Here is a 16,418-nt window from a genome sequence, read left to right on the forward strand (position 1 = left end):
AACTTTTCTGAAAACAAATAAGACCACCCTTGGGTGACCTTATTCCTATTATTCTTCAAATTCAAAACCTAGTGCTTCCATATCGTCCAAGCCACCCAAGTTAGTCACCTTAGTATAGCCTCGCTCTTTAAGAACTGATGCAGCAAATTCTGCACGAGGCCCCATTTTACAATAGAGGTAAATTGAAGCGTCTTTTTTAGCTGGAATGTCAGCTGTGAAAATCTGCGTGTGAGGTATTAATAAGGCATCCTTAACATGACCTTCTGCATACTCTTCTGGACTTCTGACATCAATTAACAGTCCACCCTTAGCTAAATCAGATTGAATCTTTACTAAATCCATCTTACTCACCAAACCAAATCTGAATTTCTCGAGCCGCAGATTCTTCTGAATCAGAACCATGAACAATATTTGGAATCATGTCCCCATCTGGTGCAGTTGCAAAGTCTCCACGAATCGTTCCTGGAGTAGCATCCCCAGGATTGGTTGCTCCCATCATATCACGCCATGACTTGATAACACCTGGGCCAGACATAATACCAATAACTGCTGGGCCACTCATCATGAATTCTGCAATACTAGGGAAAAAGGGTTTATCAACCAATTGGGCATAATGCTCTCTAAGACGTTCTTCGTCAAGCATCAGCATCTCCATACGCTCAATAACGAAGCCACGTCGCTCAATTCGATCAAGCACTTGACCAATTAGATGGCGTTTAACAGCATCTGGTTTAATAATAAAGAATGTTTTTTGCATGTTCCCAACCTTCATTGTTTTCTTTTCATTTTACCATAGGAAGTATCATTTTGCAGGGTAAAACCTTATATAATCTTAAACTATACCCTCAGAAAGAAATTAACTATTTTTCATTAATGCAAATAAAAAGTATGATAGAAATAAAATGATATTTTGAGGTTAATTTTATGCCAAAATCTAAATTCCAATTAGTAGGTTCCCTTCTTCGTCCTGCGGATCTCCGTAAATATAAGGACGAAATCGAGCACCGTGACGACATCCAGTATCCTTTCTATGATGCCCTTCCTGGTTATCAAGAAACTGAAACTGCAGATATTAAGCAAATTGTGGCTGACCAAAAAGCTAACGGTATTGACATCCTTACTGATGGTGAGTTTGGACGTTCTATGTGGCATTTAGACTTTGTCTGGGGATTTAAAGGAATTGAACGCTACATTGCTGAGCATGGCTACACTTTTAAAGACCATGATGGTGGTCAATATGAAACACGTAAAGATATCGGTATTCGCATCACTGAGCCGCTCTCAGGTAAGAACCACCATTACCTAGATATCTATAAATTGGTTAAGGCTGAGGCTGGTGATGAAGATACCAAACAAACTATCTGGGGTCCTGCTCATGCCTACACTGAACTTGCTATCTTTGACCGTTTGGCTGGTCCTGGACAAGTCTATGAAACAAATGAAGACCTCAAAAAAGGTTTGATTAATGCCTATAAAGAATTCTTAGAAGAATATAAGGTTATCGGTGGAAAAATTGTTCAATTTGATGACTGTCTCTGGGAACTTTTTGACCCATCAAACCCTGCAAGTTTCTTTGCGGAAGGTAATTCTGATTTAGCAGAATTGGCTGATGAGTTTGTAGCTATCAATAACGAGGTTGTAGACTATGCTCACGAAATTGGTTTAACGGTTTGGACGCACAACTGTCGTGGCAACTATGAAAGCCGTTCTGCTGCCGAAGGAACTTACGAAGCCATCGCTAAGAAGTTCTTGGCAGAGCAACACTATGACCGTTTCTTCCTTGAGTGGGATAGCGACACCGCTGGTGATATCAAAGCTCTCGAAGCCCTCAAAGACAGCAAAGCTGAAGTTGTACTAGGACTTTTGTCTTCTAAAACTACTGACCTTGATGACGAAGAACGTGTCCTCGATTTGCTTGAAAAAGCGAGTCAAATCCTTCCAAAAGAACGTCTCTTCCTCTCTCACCAATGTGGTTTCGCCTCATGTGACTCAGGTAATGAGTTGGCAACACCTCAACAATGGGCTAAAATCAAACAAGGTCAAGAAATCGCTAAGAAATTCTTTAGTTAATTGAATACTTTTAAATCTGAAAATCCCTTGCCGTATTCGGTAAGGGATTTTAATGTTGTCTAAGCTTGAATAAAAGGTTGTAAATCTTTAAGAGCTCGCTCAGCAATTTTTTCATAGCGCTCTTTCTTGTCACGAATACGTGGGCCTTCTAACTCTTTGATAATACCGAAGTTAACATTCATTGGTTGGAAATGTTTACTTTCAGCATGTGTCACATAATATGGAAGACTACCGATAGCTGTTGTGTGAGGGAAGATAACCTCATCTTCACCTTTAAAGAGACGGGCAGCATTGATTCCAGCAACCAAACCTGAGGCAGCTGATTCAACATAACCTTCTACACCAGTCATTTGTCCCGCAAAGAACAAATTAGGGTTTGATTTTGACTGGAAAGTCTGTTTGAGCAAGTTTGGCGAATCCATGTAAGAGTTGCGGTGCATTACCCCGTAACGTACAAATTCTGCATTTTCAAGACCTGGAATCATTTGGAAGACACGCTTTTGCTCTCCCCATTTAAGGTGGGTTTGGAAACCAACGATATTATAGAGGCTACCAGCTGCATTGTCCTGACGAAGCTGAACAACCGCATAAGGCGTCTTGAAGTCACCATCACGTGGTCCCTTATAATCCTCAGGATACTCCAAACCAACTGGTTTCATAGGACCATAGAGCATTGTCTTGATACCACGTTTAGCCATAACCTCGATAGGCATACAGCCCTCGAAATACTTTTCTTTTTCAAAAGAATTCAAAGGAGCTTCTTCAGCTGTTGTCAAGGCCTCGTGGAAGGCCATGAACTCTTCCTTGGTCATTGGACAGTTTAGGTAAGCTGCTTCACCCTTGTCATAGCGTGACTTAAGGTAGACCTTGTTCATGTCGATAGTCGCTTTATCAACAATCGGTGCAGCGGCATCATAGAAATAGAACCCATCTCCACCGTTAAGCTTGTGAATTTTTTCAGCTAAAGCATCAGAAGTCAAAGGACCTGAAGCAATAACTGTAATGGCATCATCAGGAATTTCTGTGATTTCTTCACGGATAACTTCAATTAGTGGGTTGTTTTCAATTTCAGCTGTCACTGCTTCTGCATAACCTTCACGGTCCACAGCCATGGCACCACCAGCTGGCACACGGTGAGCTTCTCCATTTCGCATAATGATCGAGTCCAAGCGACGCATTTCTTCTTTAAGAAGCCCTACAGCATTTGTCAAGCTATCGCCACGGAAAGAGTTAGAGCAAACCAATTCTGCAAAGTTTGTTGTCTTATGCTGAGGTGTTGCTTTGACCCCACGCATTTCATATAGTTTTACCGGAATACCACGTTTAGCAATCTGATAAGCTGCTTCAGAGCCGGCCAATCCAGCTCCAATCACGTTAATATAATCTGCTTTTGATTGAGACATGACACTAATACCTCTTCGAGAACAAGATGAAATCCTGCCCCCACAAATCTTTCTTCATTTTTACTCTTAGTAGTATAGCAAAAAACTCCTCATCTGGCGACTAGGAGTCATCTGTATTTAAAGGGGTAAAATGATAGTCACTTTAGCACCACCCGTGCTATCGTCATTCGAAAGAGCAAGACTACCATGGTGTAAGCGAATAATATCATTGGCAATAGTCAGACCAAGGCCACTATGATTGCGGCTCTGTCTACTTTTATCCTCTTGATAAAAGAGCTGAGTAGCCTTTTCAAGAGATTCAAGGGAAAATCCAGGACCAGAATCAAGGTAGATAAACTTGAATTCATCTTCTTCTACCCTAGCAGTCAGGAGCAACTGACTGCCACTGGGTGTATACTCTACGGCATTTGAAACAATATTCATAAAAGCTCGATTCAACAAGGACCTGTCCCAATGGCCTATGATTGCTTTCTTAATCTCCTTCTTGTCAAATGCTACATTGATTTGTTTGGTTTGAGCTAGTGACAAGGTTTGATCGTAAATATCTTCAACAAATTCCCTAACCGAAATGTCTTCAAGCGTCAAGCTTTTCGTCAAACTCGTTTTGTTGAGTTCAGACAACTCTTTAACATAAGCATCAACCTGTGTAATCCCCTTTTGAAAATGTTCTAATAAGTCCATCTGTTCCGCATCCAAGGAAGTCATGGCTAAGAGGTCTGCATTCCCACGAGCAACTGTCAGTGGGGTCTTCAAATCATGTGTCAGGGCAGAAATCTGATTTTGCTTATCTTGCTCTGCCTTCCAATTTTCCATCAAGGACTCACGAAGTGCTACACGCATATGATCCAAGCTACTTAAAACCTGATTGAATTCCTTAATTGTAGACTGGGAGGTTTGAAAATCCAAGTCTTGTTGGGAAATTTTTTCAGTAGCTTTTAATATAGGTTTAAGCTGCTGACTTAATTTATTTGCATAGTAAAAAGTTAAAATAATAAATAGGAGGAGAATGGATACAAACATTGAGCCAATCATCATAAGATCAGCATTAGGAAAATGCTGATTCATCCACGCATTATGATACCTAGGTGATAATTGATAGTTGACAATGACTATGCCATCTGACCGTTCAAAAGACTGAAAATAGCCGTATATCCCACCGTGAGCATTCTTGAATTGGTAATTTAGTAAGGATTCTTCTTGCAAGTTAACAGGCATGTTAGACTTTTTAAGCTTAAAATCCCTAGTTAAAAAGACATAACTCGTACCATCAGGTAAAATCTCGGGATTAAAGACCTTAGAAGTTTCAATATCACTTCTCACAGCAGACAAATCACTCTCAACTTGATTTGCTGGAATCACAACTCCAAAACGATAAGACAAGCTGAACAAATACAAAATAAGAAGACTGCTGATTGCCGAGAGGACCGTCAGGCTAACGACATAAGATAACAAGATTGTTCTTAGAGAGTGTTCTCGTTTTTTAATTAGTGCCACTTGTAACCAATCCCCCAAACTGTTTCAATAGGATTTTGCCCAACATCTTTGAGCTTTGCACGGATATTTTTAATATGTTCAGCCACTGCTGTTGGACTTCCTTTATCCTCATAGCCGTACAAATGCGTGTAGATTTGTTCTTTTGAAAAGACTTGGCCCTTATTTTCAGCCAGAAACTGACAAATACCATATTCCGACTTAGTTAAATCTAACAACTGATTCTCAACATAAAGCTCCTGAGCCGACAAATCAAACTGAAAATCTCCAAGTGAAAGCTTATGGTGACGTTCACGACTTTCACGTCTCAAGTGAGCCGCCACACGCGCTTGAAGTTCTTTAACCCCAAATGGTTTGCAAATATAATCATCCGCCCCATAGCTCAGTCCCTGAACGATATCCCCTTCTTGCGTTCTGGCTGTAATAAAAAGTATGGGGCAATCCACCTGATCCCGAATCTCATGACAAAACTGGAGACCGTCAACATCAGGCATCATGATATCCAGTATAATCAAGTCAAACCGTGGAAGCGAGTTCTTATCCAAATCTAAAACACTTGTAAACCCCGTCACCTTATGATTTTTAAGCTCTAAAGCTTTTACAACCAATTTCACAATATCTTCTTGATCATCAATAACAAGTATTTGAGCCATAAGCTTTCCTTTCGTACAAAATTACCTTTATCATATCATCTATAGAAGATAACTGACAAGGCGTAGAGTAGATAAATATGTGTTGGGTAAAAGACATAGAATAAATATTTTGACCCATTCCCTCTTTGACCGTTATAACAAAGCATCAAAGGAGCTGCAAATATTTCCATCCATTCAATGTATTTAAACATTAAATCGTGAAAAGAAGGTCTAGTTAGAACAATCGCCATTAGTACCCAAACAAGACTAACACTCACAAAAGCAAGCACTTCTTTCTTAAGATTCTTATGACAAAGATACATAGCGATACCGGTCAACAGCAACCATGTTCCTCCATCACTGATAGACGTATGAGTTGGAAACACTGTGTAATTAAGTAAATTTATGAATAAAGTAAAGACTGGTTTGTTTTGACCTAACAGATAAAAAGGTACCAATAACCATGGAAGCAGCAATGGGAAAAGTAAGGTTGGGATTCCTTTTAGATATTTCTTTTCTTGAATCCAAGCAATACCTTGAAGAGCAACGAGCAAGATAGCAAATGACGACAGCATCATATTTTGCGGAAAGAAACCATCTGGCCTTACAAGAGGATGTAGAAAATTATAGAATCCAAACTGAATCAATCCCATCAAAATCGCTAAAGCATAAATCTTTAGGAAGTATTTTTTTCGATTGTGTGTATTAACGAAACCTTCAATCACAGCAAATAGAAATAAGGGGGCTGCTAATCTCCCAATCATAGTAAACCAAATAGGTATTTTCCCTGTATAGTCAAAAAAATAATGAATATGGTCGAATACCATAGTAATGAGGGCTATATATTTGAGTTGGAAACCTGATAGACTTAAACGTTTCATAATAACTCTCCTTTCTTTCATTCTTAGTATAAAAAACAAATTTAAGGAAAGTATCAGTTTTTTGGATAAAATACAAAAAACTATCCCAAGTCTTAACTTGAGATAGCTATGTCTTTATTTAACAACAGATTCTTTGTAGTCACACTCTTCGTTACTACAGATGACTTGTTTGCCACCACCACGTACTTTCTTCTCGACGAGGTAATCGCCTGATTTAGGACAGTTACGTCCAACAGGAATATCCCACGACGTAAATTCACAGTCAGGATAGCGATCACAACCATAAAAGACACGATTACGTTTTGTCTTACGTTCGATGACCTGACCTTGACCACAGGTTGGACAAGTAACGCCAATTTCTTTTGTAATGGCCTTGGTGTTATGACAGTCTGGGAAATTACTACATGCGTAGAACTTACCGTAGCGACCAAGTTTGATGACCATTGGGTGACCACAGAGGTCACAATCAAAACCAGCAGGCTCATCCTTAATTTGGATTTTTTCAATACCTTCTTCAGCTTTTTCCAATTCTTTTTGGAAAGGTTTGAAGAATTCATCAATTACCTTCTGCCATTGTTCCTTACCAATTTCAACCTTATCAAGTTTACCCTCCATTTCAGCGGTGAATTTAACATCCACGATGTCAGGGAAAAATTCGACGATTAAGCTATTAACGATTTCACCAAGTTCTGTTGGTTCAAAACGTTTAGCCACCAATTTGACATAGTAGCGACGTTGGATAACATCAAGCGTTGGCGCATAAGTTGACGGACGACCGACACCATTTTCTTCCAGTGTCTTAATCAGTGTCGCTTCAGAATAGCGTGCAGGAGGTTGCGTGAAGTGTTGTTCAGGCGTTGTCACAACCTTCTTAACCGTATCACCTTCTGCCATATCAGGAAGCATTTTATTCTTATCAGAGTCGTTGTAAACGGCCATATAACCATCGAACTTGATTTGGCTACCATTTGCAGTGAAAATGACTCCGTTTTGAGACAAGGTCACCTTCATCGTATCGAATACTGCAGCTGTCATTTGACTCGCTACAAAACGATTCCAGATAAGAGTATAAAGCTTAAGCTGATCCTTATCCAAATACTTTGCAATGCTTTCTGGTGTTTGGAAAACATTTGACGGACGAATAGCCTCATGGGCATCTTGTGCTCCTGAACTATTTTTCACCTTGCTGCCGTGTTTTGAATACTTAGAACCAAAGCGTTCTGTAATAAATTCAGCAGCCTGGTTTTGTGCAACAGGACTGATACGTGTTGAGTCCGTACGCATATAGGTAATCAAACCTTGAGCGCCTGAACCCAGATTAATCCCTTCATACAACTGTTGAGCAACCATCATGGTCTTACGTGTTCGGAAGTTAATCTTATTGGCAGCATCCTGTTGAAGAGATGAAGTTGTATATGGCAATGGCGCATTACGACGGCGTTCTTTTTTCTCTACTTTATCTACGTTAAAATCATCACTTGTGATACGAGACAGAACGGCTTGAACATCCTCATTATTGTTGAGCTTAAGCTTTTTACCATCCAAGCCATAGAAGCTAGCCTGAAACTTCTTAGCACCCTTCTTAAAGGCACCATCAATAGTCCAGTATTCTTCTGGTTTAAAGGCCTTAATTTCATTTTCACGGTCGATAATGAGCTTAAGAGCTACCGATTGTACACGCCCGGCCGAAAGACCTTTCTTAACCTTCTTCCATAGAAGCGGTGAAATAGAGTAACCCACAATACGGTCCAAGACACGACGAGCTTGCTGGGCATCTACCAAGTCCATGTCAATGGCGCGTGGCTCTACAAAGGCATTTTTTACTGCGTCTTTAGTAATTTCGTTAAAAACAACACGATTCTTATCATCTGGCTCTAATCCAAGAATATGTGACAAATGCCATGAAATGGCTTCCCCTTCACGGTCCGGGTCACTTGCGAGAAAGACTTGCTTGGCTTTTTTTGCTTCTTTCTTCAATTCATTGATAAGAGGTCCCTTACCTCGAATATTGATGTACTGAGGTTCGTAGTTGTTTTCAAAATCAATCGACATACTTGATTTTTTCAAATCACGGATATGCCCAACAGAGGCTACAACTTTATAGTTGCGGCCAAGATACTTCTCAATCGTTTTCGCTTTAGCAGGAGACTCCACGATAACCAAATTTTTCTTTGGTGTCGCCCTCTTTTTAGTCGTCTTTTTAGCCGTTGTTTTCTTTGTTGCTTTAGTTTTTGTTTTTGTTGTCGTTGCTGTCGCCATAGACTATTTCCTTATAATGTTATAAACTGGCTGCGCCACTAATCTGTCTAAAATCTAGTCACAAGACATTAAAAAATGTAACATCTTGGACCGAGCAACTAACATGATACCGTCCTTTTCTTTAACTGTCAATAAAAAACTTTTTCCCTATAGGAGAAGTTTGATTTTTAAGAAAACTCTGAAAGGATGTCAAACCCTGTCGTAATGCACTTTGCACCCTCTTGAATCAAATGATGACATCCGTCTGACTTTCCATCTAAAATATTTCCTGGAATAGCAAAAACATCTCTACCTTCTTCCATGGCACGCTCACAAGTAATCAGACTTCCCGAGCGAAGCTTAGCTTCTACGACCATAACTCCTTGACACAATCCAGAAATAATCCGATTGCGTTCAGGAAAGTGGTACTTGAGAGGCTGTTCACCCGGTCCATATTCTGTAAGAACTAAATGATTTTTGGCCATATAGTCCTGCAAAGCTTTATTTTCTTTAGGATAATAAACATCAAGTCCGGTCCCGATAACTGCAATAGTGTTCCCCTTATTTTTCAAGGCCTCCATATGCGCACAAGTATCAATCCCACGAGCCAATCCACTCACAATAGTAAAGTGATTACCAAGTTCACTAACAATTTTTCGAACGGACTGTTTGCCTGTTTCAGAACACTTTCTTGCCCCAACAACAGCTAGCTTTGGTTTACTCAGTAAATCAAGATTCCCCTGATAATAAAGGAGGACAGGAGGATTATAGGTATACTTCAGCTCAATGGGATATTCTTTATCAAAAATCGATAACGTAGGAAAACGTTCAAACTGTTCTTTGAGTTGTTTAATATCTAAACTCTTATACTTTTCCATAAAAAGAACGGCATTTTTAGACTTGGATACCACTGCCATATCACGTAAACTCAATTTTCTATCTTGAGTCTTTTGATAGTCCAAAATATTTAAGATATTCAAATTCGTCAACCCAGCGGCCTTAAGTTTAAAAAGTTCAAAGTTATTCATATAGATACCTCCTTTTCATTATTCGTAACAGAAAAGAAAAAAGCTCCATTATGGAACTTTCCGTGATTATAAATCATTTTCAGAGGCAAAATAAGACGCGGCTCCTAGTAGGTTACTATCGTTATGGAAATAACAAGCTTGAATAGTTATTGGCTCAAAACCTAATTCAGGCTTTTCTTTAAATAACTCCTCATAGGCATCACATATTCCTTCAATTAAAGTATCTTGCCTACTAATACCACCGCCGATAACAACTTTCTCCAGCCTAAAGAAACTCTGCAAATTTAGCACAAGAACAGCAATTTCATGACAATAGTCTTTAAATAAAAGATTTATGTCTTCCGATTGATTTTCCTCTATAGTTGAGAATACGGCTGGACCATCGTCTTGATTTAACCCAAGTAATTGACTGGCTTCATGAACAAAGCCTACTGCAGACCCCTTATTATCGACAAGGCTTACTAAGCCATGCATAAATAATTCCCACTGGAAAGGTAGAGAGGTTTGACTCATGCTTTGGGGACTTGGAGCTCGCAGATATTGGGTGACCGACAGAGGTGATAGCAAGTCCTTTTGTGAGACAAGTCCTAAACCAACACCCGTACCTAAAACCAAGGCTGCCCCACAATACAAGTCTTTTAGACTTCCATATCTGGCTTCAGCCAAGGCTGCTGCGTCAGCATCATTAATAACCCTTACAGGCAGTTGAAATGTTTTAGTCAATCGTGACCCAAGAGGAATAGCTGTTAAATATGGGATAAGACCGCCCTTGAAAATGAAACCATGTTTACTATTTATTTCGCCAGGGCACGCAATGGCAATCCCAGAAATGATATCCTTGTGAGACGAGACAATATGCTCTAAAGTCAACCAAAAGTCGTCTAACGTTGTTGGAGTTGACACTTTAGATTGATTGCTAATCTTAAAATCATCATCAACTAACCCAAATTTGATAAAGGTCCCTCCGATATCAATAGCTAAAATCACGCCACTTCTCCTACTTTTTATGATTGACTTTATTGGTTCGAAGCTTCTTCTATGAATTGGTGTTACACCAAATTTATCTATGCCAGACAGATGATTTTTGGTGCCATAGCCTGCATTTTGGTCAAAGGCGTAGCCAGGGAACTCCTGATCATAATCAGCCATCATCTTATCCCGAGTTACCTTTGCTACGATCGAAGCTGCTGCGATAGATAAAGAATTAGCATCCCCTTTTATGATTGATGTTTGTCCTATTGGTAGGTCCAAGCTCATGGCATCAATTAACAAATGTTCTGGTTTGGGACTCAGTTTTTCAATAGCTTCAGCCATAGCAAGCTTGGTTGCTTCATAAATATTGACATCGTCAATCACATGATTGTCCTTTATACCAATCCCAACAGCTACCGCTTCCTTCATGACCTGCTTATAAATGGCTTCATGTTTAGATTTTGGAATTTTTTTACTGTCATTGAGACCTTTTATTTTACAAAGCTTTGGTAAGATAACCGCTGCAGCTACCACTGGCCCAGCCAAAGGGCCACGTCCAACTTCATCAACACCTGCAATGAGTTCAACTCCCTGAGCATAAAGCGACTTTTCGTAACTGAGCATCTTTTCTAAGCGCTCTTCCTCAGCAATCTCAGCTAGGATAGCTTTACGGCGTTGCTTAATGGCAGTCTGTACACCAGCTCGACTATCTTCCTCAAAACTTGCCCATCGGTAGTCATCAAGATCTATCAATGCTGCCAATTGCTCCTTGACTTCTTTAATTGTCGCCATCAGTATCGACCCCAACAATATCAAGTGTGTAACGGCCTAGTTTTCCATCACGAACTTCTTTGACAAATAGATTATAAAAACGGTCATAATCTTCACGGAAGCCAAGTTTTCGAGTCATTTCCATAATGATTTCTGGTGCCTCTTCTTCAAGTTCAATCCCTTTGAAGCGTTCCTCTAAACGTTCAGGATAGTAAGTTTTAAAATAGTTGAGTCCAAATATCGTCACTTCATCCATTGGCAATAACTGGTCCTTGATGGCACCAGTCAAAGCGAGTTTCAATCCAACCAATTCATCTTCAAACTTAGGCCACAAAATCCCCGGAGTATCAAGGATTTCCAAGTCCTTATTAGATTTCAGCCACTGTTGACCTTTTGTCACACCAGGTTTATTTCCTACAACGGCAATTTTTTTACCAGCCAAACGATTCATCAAGGTAGATTTCCCAGCATTTGGAATCCCAATAATCATGGTTCGCAAGGTCTCTTTCTGGATACCGCGTTCACGTAGTCGTTGAATCTTGTCAGCCATAAGACTCTTAGCAACATCTGTCACCAATTTAACTGTAGATTGTTCCTTGGAATTGATGGCCAAGGTTTTAATCCCTTGACTCTCAAAATAGCTACGCCACTCTTTTGTACGATTACTATCAGCAAGGTCAGCCTTATTAAGAATTAAAAGTTTTGGTTTATCGCCAACAATTTTAGTTAGCATGGGATTTTGACTTGACAGTGGCAAACGTGCATCCACTAAAATTGTTACAAAATCAACATGCTTAAGATTTTCCTGAACTTGTCGACGGGCTTTGGACATGTGACCAGGGAACCATTGAATAGTAGCCATGTTTATCTCTCCTCTTTATTTTCTTAGTAAAATATGATTTAAACTCTTTAAAAAAAGCCAAAGACTTGGCTTTACTTTACTTATATTATATCAGATTTAGTTTAAGATGCCCAATCGATAAAAGTTGACTAAGCCTCAACAGGCATAAAGTTACCGACAATTTTTCCAATGATTCGGGGATCTTCGTCATAGGGTGCAAACTTGTCACCATAACGTTTATTAAGAGAAACTAAACGTAGACCATCTTCCTCACGATAAACTTTTTTAATATAGGTTTGACCATCCCAGTCTACAGCATAAACAGCTCCATCATAATCAAAACCTGTTTGTTTGATTAGCACTACTTCACCATTCAGATAGGTAGGTTCCATAGAGTCTCCAAAAACCCATGACGCAAAATCATGATCCAATTCTTCATCATAGAAAACTTCATCATAATTGCCATCACCAAAGTAAGTGTAACCAGTTCCGGCTGATAAACGCTCGAAAACTTTGTATGAGTAAAGCGGAATAACAGGTGCTTTTTGCTTTTCTGCTTCTTGCTCTTCTAAGAGAGCCTTAGTGAGTCGCAAAGCTTCTTGGCGATTTTCCTCATTTAATTCCAAGTAGACTTCTACAATCTCATGTTCAGACAGAAAATAGGTCTCAGCTACACCAAAAAGTTCGGCCAAAACCGAAAGGTTCTTTTGATTAGGTTTCGTCTTACCATTTTCCCAATTAAAATAAGAGGAGCGTGAAATTCCTAGATGCTTAGCTACTGATGCTTGGCTCATTCCTTGTGCTTCTCGAATTTCCTTAAGTCTTTGTCCTGAAAACATGGCTACCTCCGTAAGTTAATAAACTAACATAAGTTTATCAAAAAAAGCAGTTGTTTTCAAGTGAAACTAACTACTTTTACATTTCTCTTTTATATCATTCTTTAACTAAAAATCCTAGATGGTTAAGTGCCTCTTCAATATAATCTATATCTTGCTCACTATCTGCTTCGACAAGATGGTAATGAACTCCGTTTGTTAAATCAGATAAGGGGCGAAAGTCATTTGACGAGGCTTGGTCTAAAAAATGACTAACATCTCGACGACAAGTCAATTTCAACAAAGTCTGAATTTCTCCATAAACTGGATGATCTATCATGATATTTTGAATACGGCCTCCATTATCAACAATAGCCAAAAGCTCATCTTCCATATCGGACACTTTATGATTCACCTTAAACAGTCGACGTACATAAGAATTATCATCGCTACTTTTATAGATATATCCTCTATTAGTTGAAATAATCTGGGCACCATCTGCACGTAAGAGTGCAATATCTTGAACAATGATTTGACGTGTCACACCAAAATGCTCCGCCAAACTTTGTCCATTCATTGCCTCTTTAGCTCCCTTTAAGAGTGCCAATAATTCTTGTTTTCGATTTGAAGCCATAGACCAACCATCCCTCTTTCAATTAGCGTATTTTTCGAATACTTTTGAAAATCGTTAATGCTATAACATAGTCTATCATACTATGGACAATAGTGCCAAAACCAACTAAAACAAAGAGAACATAGAACAGTTTTTGGAAATCCTCTCCTGTTACGGAATAAAAAATCACGCAAGCAAGAACTTCACCTATGGCATGGATAAGTCCTAAAACAAAGTTGAAAAGTAATGATGATTTATGGTTTTCTATCGTTTGTGGAAATTTTTTCAAATAGAGTGCACCTAATAAGCCAAATATAATATGTGAAAAGGCCCTAAAAACAACCACAATCGGATAGCCAGCCATAAAGTATCCCAAACTAGAAGCTAAGATAACAAAAGCAGTTACCCAGGGAGATATAAACATAGCTAGAAATATTGGAACATGACTCCCCAAAGTATACGAAGCCGGTGGGATGATTAGTTTAATTGGCATGATACTTGGGATAAGGATAGCAATTGCAGTTAATAAAGCTGCAAAGGTCATTTCTTGAATTCTCTTTTTAGGTTTCATAATTTACTCCTTTTTACTGTATATACATTAGTATATTACAGTGTATAGTTATATTAGTCAATATTTTTCAGAAAAAAACACTAGAGCAAAATGCCCTAGCGTTCTAAGTTTCTTATTTACGTTTTTTCTTAGCTTTTTTCATCTTATTAGCTTGACGCTTCATCGCATGTTTCATGGCAAATGAACCAACCTTACCTTTAAGGCCACCACCAAGCATTTGGCTAAGATCCATATTTCCAAGATCTGGCATACCAGCGCCACCCATCATGCCTTCAAGAGCAGACATGTCCATATTACCCATATCTGGCATGTTTGGCATGTTTTTTGGCAGATTATTTGGGTTAAGGCCCATTTGACGCATCATTTGCTCCATATCACCAGACATAACACCTTGCATCATTTGTTTGGCTTGGTTGAAGTCTTTAATAAACTTGTTTACTTCGATGAAGGTATTCCCTGAACCATTGGCAATACGGCGACGACGACTTGGGGTCAAAAGATCTGGATTTTCACGTTCTTCAGGAGTCATAGATGATACGATGGCACGTTTGCGTGCAATTTGCTTTTCATCTACTTTAACATTAGCCAAGGCTGGATTGTTAGCCATACCTGGCAACATCTTAAGCAAATCTTCCATTGGACCCATATTTTGTACTTGGTCTAATTGGTCAATGAAGTCATTGAAGTCAAAAGTGTTTTCACGCATCTTTTCAGCCAACTCAAGAGATTTTTTCTCGTCGTACTCTTGAGAAGCTTTTTCAATAAGGGTAAGAAGGTCACCCATACCTAAGATACGGCTTGACATACGGTCTGGGTGGAAAGTCTCAATATCTGTGATTTTCTCACCAGTACCTGTGAATTTAATTGGCTTACCAGTAATCTCACGAATAGAAAGAGCCGCACCACCACGTGTGTCACCGTCAATTTTAGTAAGAACGACACCTGTGATATCTAGTTGTTCATTGAACTCCTTGGCAACGTTAGCAGCTTCCTGACCAATCATGCTATCTACAACCAAGAGAATTTCGTTTGGATGAGCAAAATCTTTAATATCATGCAATTCTTGCATGAGAGTCTCGTCAATCTGCAAACGACCAGCCGTATCAATCAAGACATAGTCATTCTTATTGGCACGCGCTTGTTCCAAACCATTTCTGACAATCTCAACCGCCGGTGTCTCTGTACCCATATCAAAAACAGGAACATTGATTTGTTGTCCCAAAGTCTTCAACTGGTCAATGGCTGCAGGACGATAGATATCCGCAGCAATCATCATCGGACGGGCTTCTTGTTCTTTAATCAGCTTATTAGCTAATTTACCAGCAAAGGTTGTTTTACCAGCCCCTTGGAGACCAACCATCATAATGATTGTTGGAATCTTTGGAGATTTCTCAATTTCAGATGTTTCAAACCCAAGAATCTCTGTTAATTCTTCATTAACAATCTTGATGATTTGTTGTGAAGCATCAAGAGTATCAATGATTTCGTGGCCTACAGCACGTTCACGAACACGTTTGATAAATGTCTTAACAACCGGTAGGGCAACGTCTGCTTCAAGGAGTGCCAAACGAATCTCTTTAGTGACTTCTTGAACTTCTTTCTCTGAAAGTTTTCCTTTACGTCTTAAATTTTTGAAAACGCCTTGCAAGCGTTCCGTTAAGCTTTCAAAAGCCATATATTATTTCCTCTCTTACTTTCTGCTTGAATCTAATCTCTATTATCAATGCTACTTAGAATTTCAATTTGTTCCTGGAGATAGCTATCATCTGGGTATTTTTCCATGATATCATCAAAAATTTGGCTACGGACGATGTAATCTGAATACATATGTAGTTTCATCTCGTAAGCTTCCAAAATCTTCTCAGTACGTTTGATGTTATCATATACCGCCTGACGACTGACGCCAAATTCTTCAGCAATTTCTGCCAAACTATAATCATCCGCATAATAAAGCTCAATATAGTTCATCTGCTTATCTGTTAACAAGGCAGCATAAAACTCAAAAAGAGCATTCATGCGATTGGTTTTTTCAATTTCCATAAGCTCCATTTTACCATAAAATCATGGTGTTAGCACGATTCTTGTGCAGAAA

The 16,418-nt window shown here is 39.2% G+C and carries 16 protein-coding genes and 1 pseudogene; 1 reads left to right on the plus strand and 16 read right to left on the minus strand.

Translation table 11 applies throughout. The annotated features are described in order from the left end of the window. Positions 1-48: 48 nt before the first annotated feature. Positions 49-342, minus strand: a complete 294-nt coding sequence (locus NYE32_RS05450) for a rhodanese-like domain-containing protein (protein ID WP_107373114.1) — start codon at positions 340-342, stop codon at positions 49-51. Between the two features lies 1 nt (position 343). Further along, a complete protein-coding gene (gene ndk, locus NYE32_RS05455; protein WP_192573960.1) occupies positions 344-757 on the minus strand; it encodes a nucleoside-diphosphate kinase in 414 nt (137 codons plus the stop codon). 167 nt (positions 758-924) lie between these two features. On the opposite strand from ndk, the gene NYE32_RS05460 reads away from it, so the two are divergent. Next, positions 925-2,070 carry a cobalamin-independent methionine synthase II family protein gene (locus NYE32_RS05460; RefSeq protein ID WP_107373116.1) on the plus strand — a complete coding sequence of 382 codons (1,146 nt, stop codon included), beginning with the start codon at positions 925-927 and terminating at the stop codon, positions 2,068-2,070. Between the two features lie 59 nt (positions 2,071-2,129). Here NYE32_RS05460 and trmFO read toward each other — a convergent pair whose 3' ends face one another. The 14 genes and pseudogenes from trmFO to NYE32_RS05530 form a co-directional block, all read right to left on the minus strand. Then, on the minus strand, positions 2,130-3,473 hold the full coding sequence (gene trmFO, locus NYE32_RS05465) for a methylenetetrahydrofolate--tRNA-(uracil(54)-C(5))-methyltransferase (FADH(2)-oxidizing) TrmFO (protein ID WP_021144085.1): 1,344 nt from the start codon (positions 3,471-3,473) through the stop codon (positions 2,130-2,132). A gap of 117 nt (positions 3,474-3,590) precedes the next feature. Continuing rightward, positions 3,591-4,967, minus strand: coding sequence for a HAMP domain-containing sensor histidine kinase (locus NYE32_RS05470; protein WP_156685093.1), 1,377 nt, complete (start codon positions 4,965-4,967; stop codon positions 3,591-3,593). Next, positions 4,958-5,617, minus strand: a complete 660-nt coding sequence (locus NYE32_RS05475) for a response regulator transcription factor (protein WP_008534741.1) — start codon at positions 5,615-5,617, stop codon at positions 4,958-4,960. Before NYE32_RS05475 ends, NYE32_RS05470 begins: the two co-directional genes overlap by 10 nt. 35 nt (positions 5,618-5,652) lie before the next feature. Next, complete coding sequence (locus tag NYE32_RS05480; protein WP_008534743.1) at positions 5,653-6,477, minus strand: TraX family protein; 825 nt, start codon at positions 6,475-6,477, stop codon at positions 5,653-5,655. A 114-nt stretch (positions 6,478-6,591) separates the two neighbouring features. After that, positions 6,592-8,736, minus strand: a complete 2,145-nt coding sequence (topA, locus tag NYE32_RS05485; protein ID WP_339156860.1) for a type I DNA topoisomerase — start codon at positions 8,734-8,736, stop codon at positions 6,592-6,594. Between the two features lie 167 nt (positions 8,737-8,903). Further along, complete coding sequence (gene dprA, locus NYE32_RS05490) at positions 8,904-9,743, minus strand: DNA-processing protein DprA (RefSeq protein ID WP_064524341.1); 840 nt, start codon at positions 9,741-9,743, stop codon at positions 8,904-8,906. Between the two features lie 66 nt (positions 9,744-9,809). Beyond that, the gene (locus NYE32_RS05495; protein WP_339157124.1) at positions 9,810-10,730 is read right to left on the minus strand and encodes an ROK family protein; all 921 of its coding nucleotides are present in this window, start codon (positions 10,728-10,730) and stop codon (positions 9,810-9,812) included. A 15-nt stretch (positions 10,731-10,745) separates the two neighbouring features. Then, a pseudogene (locus NYE32_RS05500) lies at positions 10,746-11,507 on the minus strand (ribonuclease HII); the annotation flags it as partial. Beyond that, entirely contained in the window at positions 11,494-12,348 is an 855-nt protein-coding gene (gene ylqF / locus NYE32_RS05505) for a ribosome biogenesis GTPase YlqF (protein ID WP_339156861.1), read from the minus strand. The gene ylqF and the pseudogene NYE32_RS05500, both read right to left, overlap by 14 nt. Before the next feature lie 128 nt (positions 12,349-12,476). Beyond that, complete coding sequence (locus NYE32_RS05510; protein WP_002883906.1) at positions 12,477-13,166, minus strand: XRE family transcriptional regulator; 690 nt, start codon at positions 13,164-13,166, stop codon at positions 12,477-12,479. Between the two features lie 94 nt (positions 13,167-13,260). Next, a complete protein-coding gene (locus NYE32_RS05515; RefSeq protein WP_037611366.1) occupies positions 13,261-13,776 on the minus strand; it encodes a transcription repressor NadR in 516 nt (171 codons plus the stop codon). A gap of 22 nt (positions 13,777-13,798) precedes the next feature. Then, a complete protein-coding gene (locus NYE32_RS05520) occupies positions 13,799-14,326 on the minus strand; it encodes an ECF transporter S component (RefSeq protein ID WP_022496664.1) in 528 nt (175 codons plus the stop codon). 112 nt (positions 14,327-14,438) lie between these two features. Then, entirely contained in the window at positions 14,439-16,001 is a 1,563-nt protein-coding gene (gene ffh / locus NYE32_RS05525) for a signal recognition particle protein (RefSeq protein ID WP_339156862.1), read from the minus strand. Between the two features lie 32 nt (positions 16,002-16,033). Beyond that, positions 16,034-16,366 (minus strand): putative DNA-binding protein, encoded by a 333-nt coding sequence (locus NYE32_RS05530; protein ID WP_156685100.1) that lies wholly within the window; start codon positions 16,364-16,366, stop codon positions 16,034-16,036. Between the last annotated feature and the right edge of the window lie 52 nt (positions 16,367-16,418).

It is taken from the genome of Streptococcus sp. FSL R7-0248 (assembly GCF_037967965.1).
GTDB lineage: Bacteria > Bacillota > Bacilli > Lactobacillales > Streptococcaceae > Streptococcus.

What these genes read in the sequence shown, in the direction of transcription:
- NYE32_RS05450 (WP_107373114.1), bottom strand. Translation starts at nt 342, where the DNA reads ATGGATTTAGTAAAGATTCAATCTGATTTAGCTAAGGGTGGACTGTTA.
- ndk (WP_192573960.1), bottom strand. Translation starts at nt 757, where the DNA reads ATGCAAAAAACATTCTTTATTATTAAACCAGATGCTGTTAAACGCCAT.
- NYE32_RS05460 (WP_107373116.1), top strand. Translation starts at nt 925, where the DNA reads ATGCCAAAATCTAAATTCCAATTAGTAGGTTCCCTTCTTCGTCCTGCG.
- trmFO (WP_021144085.1), bottom strand. Translation starts at nt 3,473, where the DNA reads ATGTCTCAATCAAAAGCAGATTATATTAACGTGATTGGAGCTGGATTG.
- NYE32_RS05475 (WP_008534741.1), bottom strand. Translation starts at nt 5,617, where the DNA reads ATGGCTCAAATACTTGTTATTGATGATCAAGAAGATATTGTGAAATTG.
- NYE32_RS05480 (WP_008534743.1), bottom strand. Translation starts at nt 6,477, where the DNA reads ATGAAACGTTTAAGTCTATCAGGTTTCCAACTCAAATATATAGCCCTC.
- topA (WP_339156860.1), bottom strand. Translation starts at nt 8,736, where the DNA reads ATGGCGACAGCAACGACAACAAAAACAAAAACTAAAGCAACAAAGAAA.
- dprA (WP_064524341.1), bottom strand. Translation starts at nt 9,743, where the DNA reads ATGAATAACTTTGAACTTTTTAAACTTAAGGCCGCTGGGTTGACGAAT.
- ylqF (WP_339156861.1), bottom strand. Translation starts at nt 12,348, where the DNA reads ATGGCTACTATTCAATGGTTCCCTGGTCACATGTCCAAAGCCCGTCGA.
- NYE32_RS05510 (WP_002883906.1), bottom strand. Translation starts at nt 13,166, where the DNA reads ATGTTTTCAGGACAAAGACTTAAGGAAATTCGAGAAGCACAAGGAATG.
- NYE32_RS05515 (WP_037611366.1), bottom strand. Translation starts at nt 13,776, where the DNA reads ATGGCTTCAAATCGAAAACAAGAATTATTGGCACTCTTAAAGGGAGCT.
- NYE32_RS05520 (WP_022496664.1), bottom strand. Translation starts at nt 14,326, where the DNA reads ATGAAACCTAAAAAGAGAATTCAAGAAATGACCTTTGCAGCTTTATTA.
- ffh (WP_339156862.1), bottom strand. Translation starts at nt 16,001, where the DNA reads ATGGCTTTTGAAAGCTTAACGGAACGCTTGCAAGGCGTTTTCAAAAAT.
- NYE32_RS05530 (WP_156685100.1), bottom strand. Translation starts at nt 16,366, where the DNA reads ATGGAAATTGAAAAAACCAATCGCATGAATGCTCTTTTTGAGTTTTAT.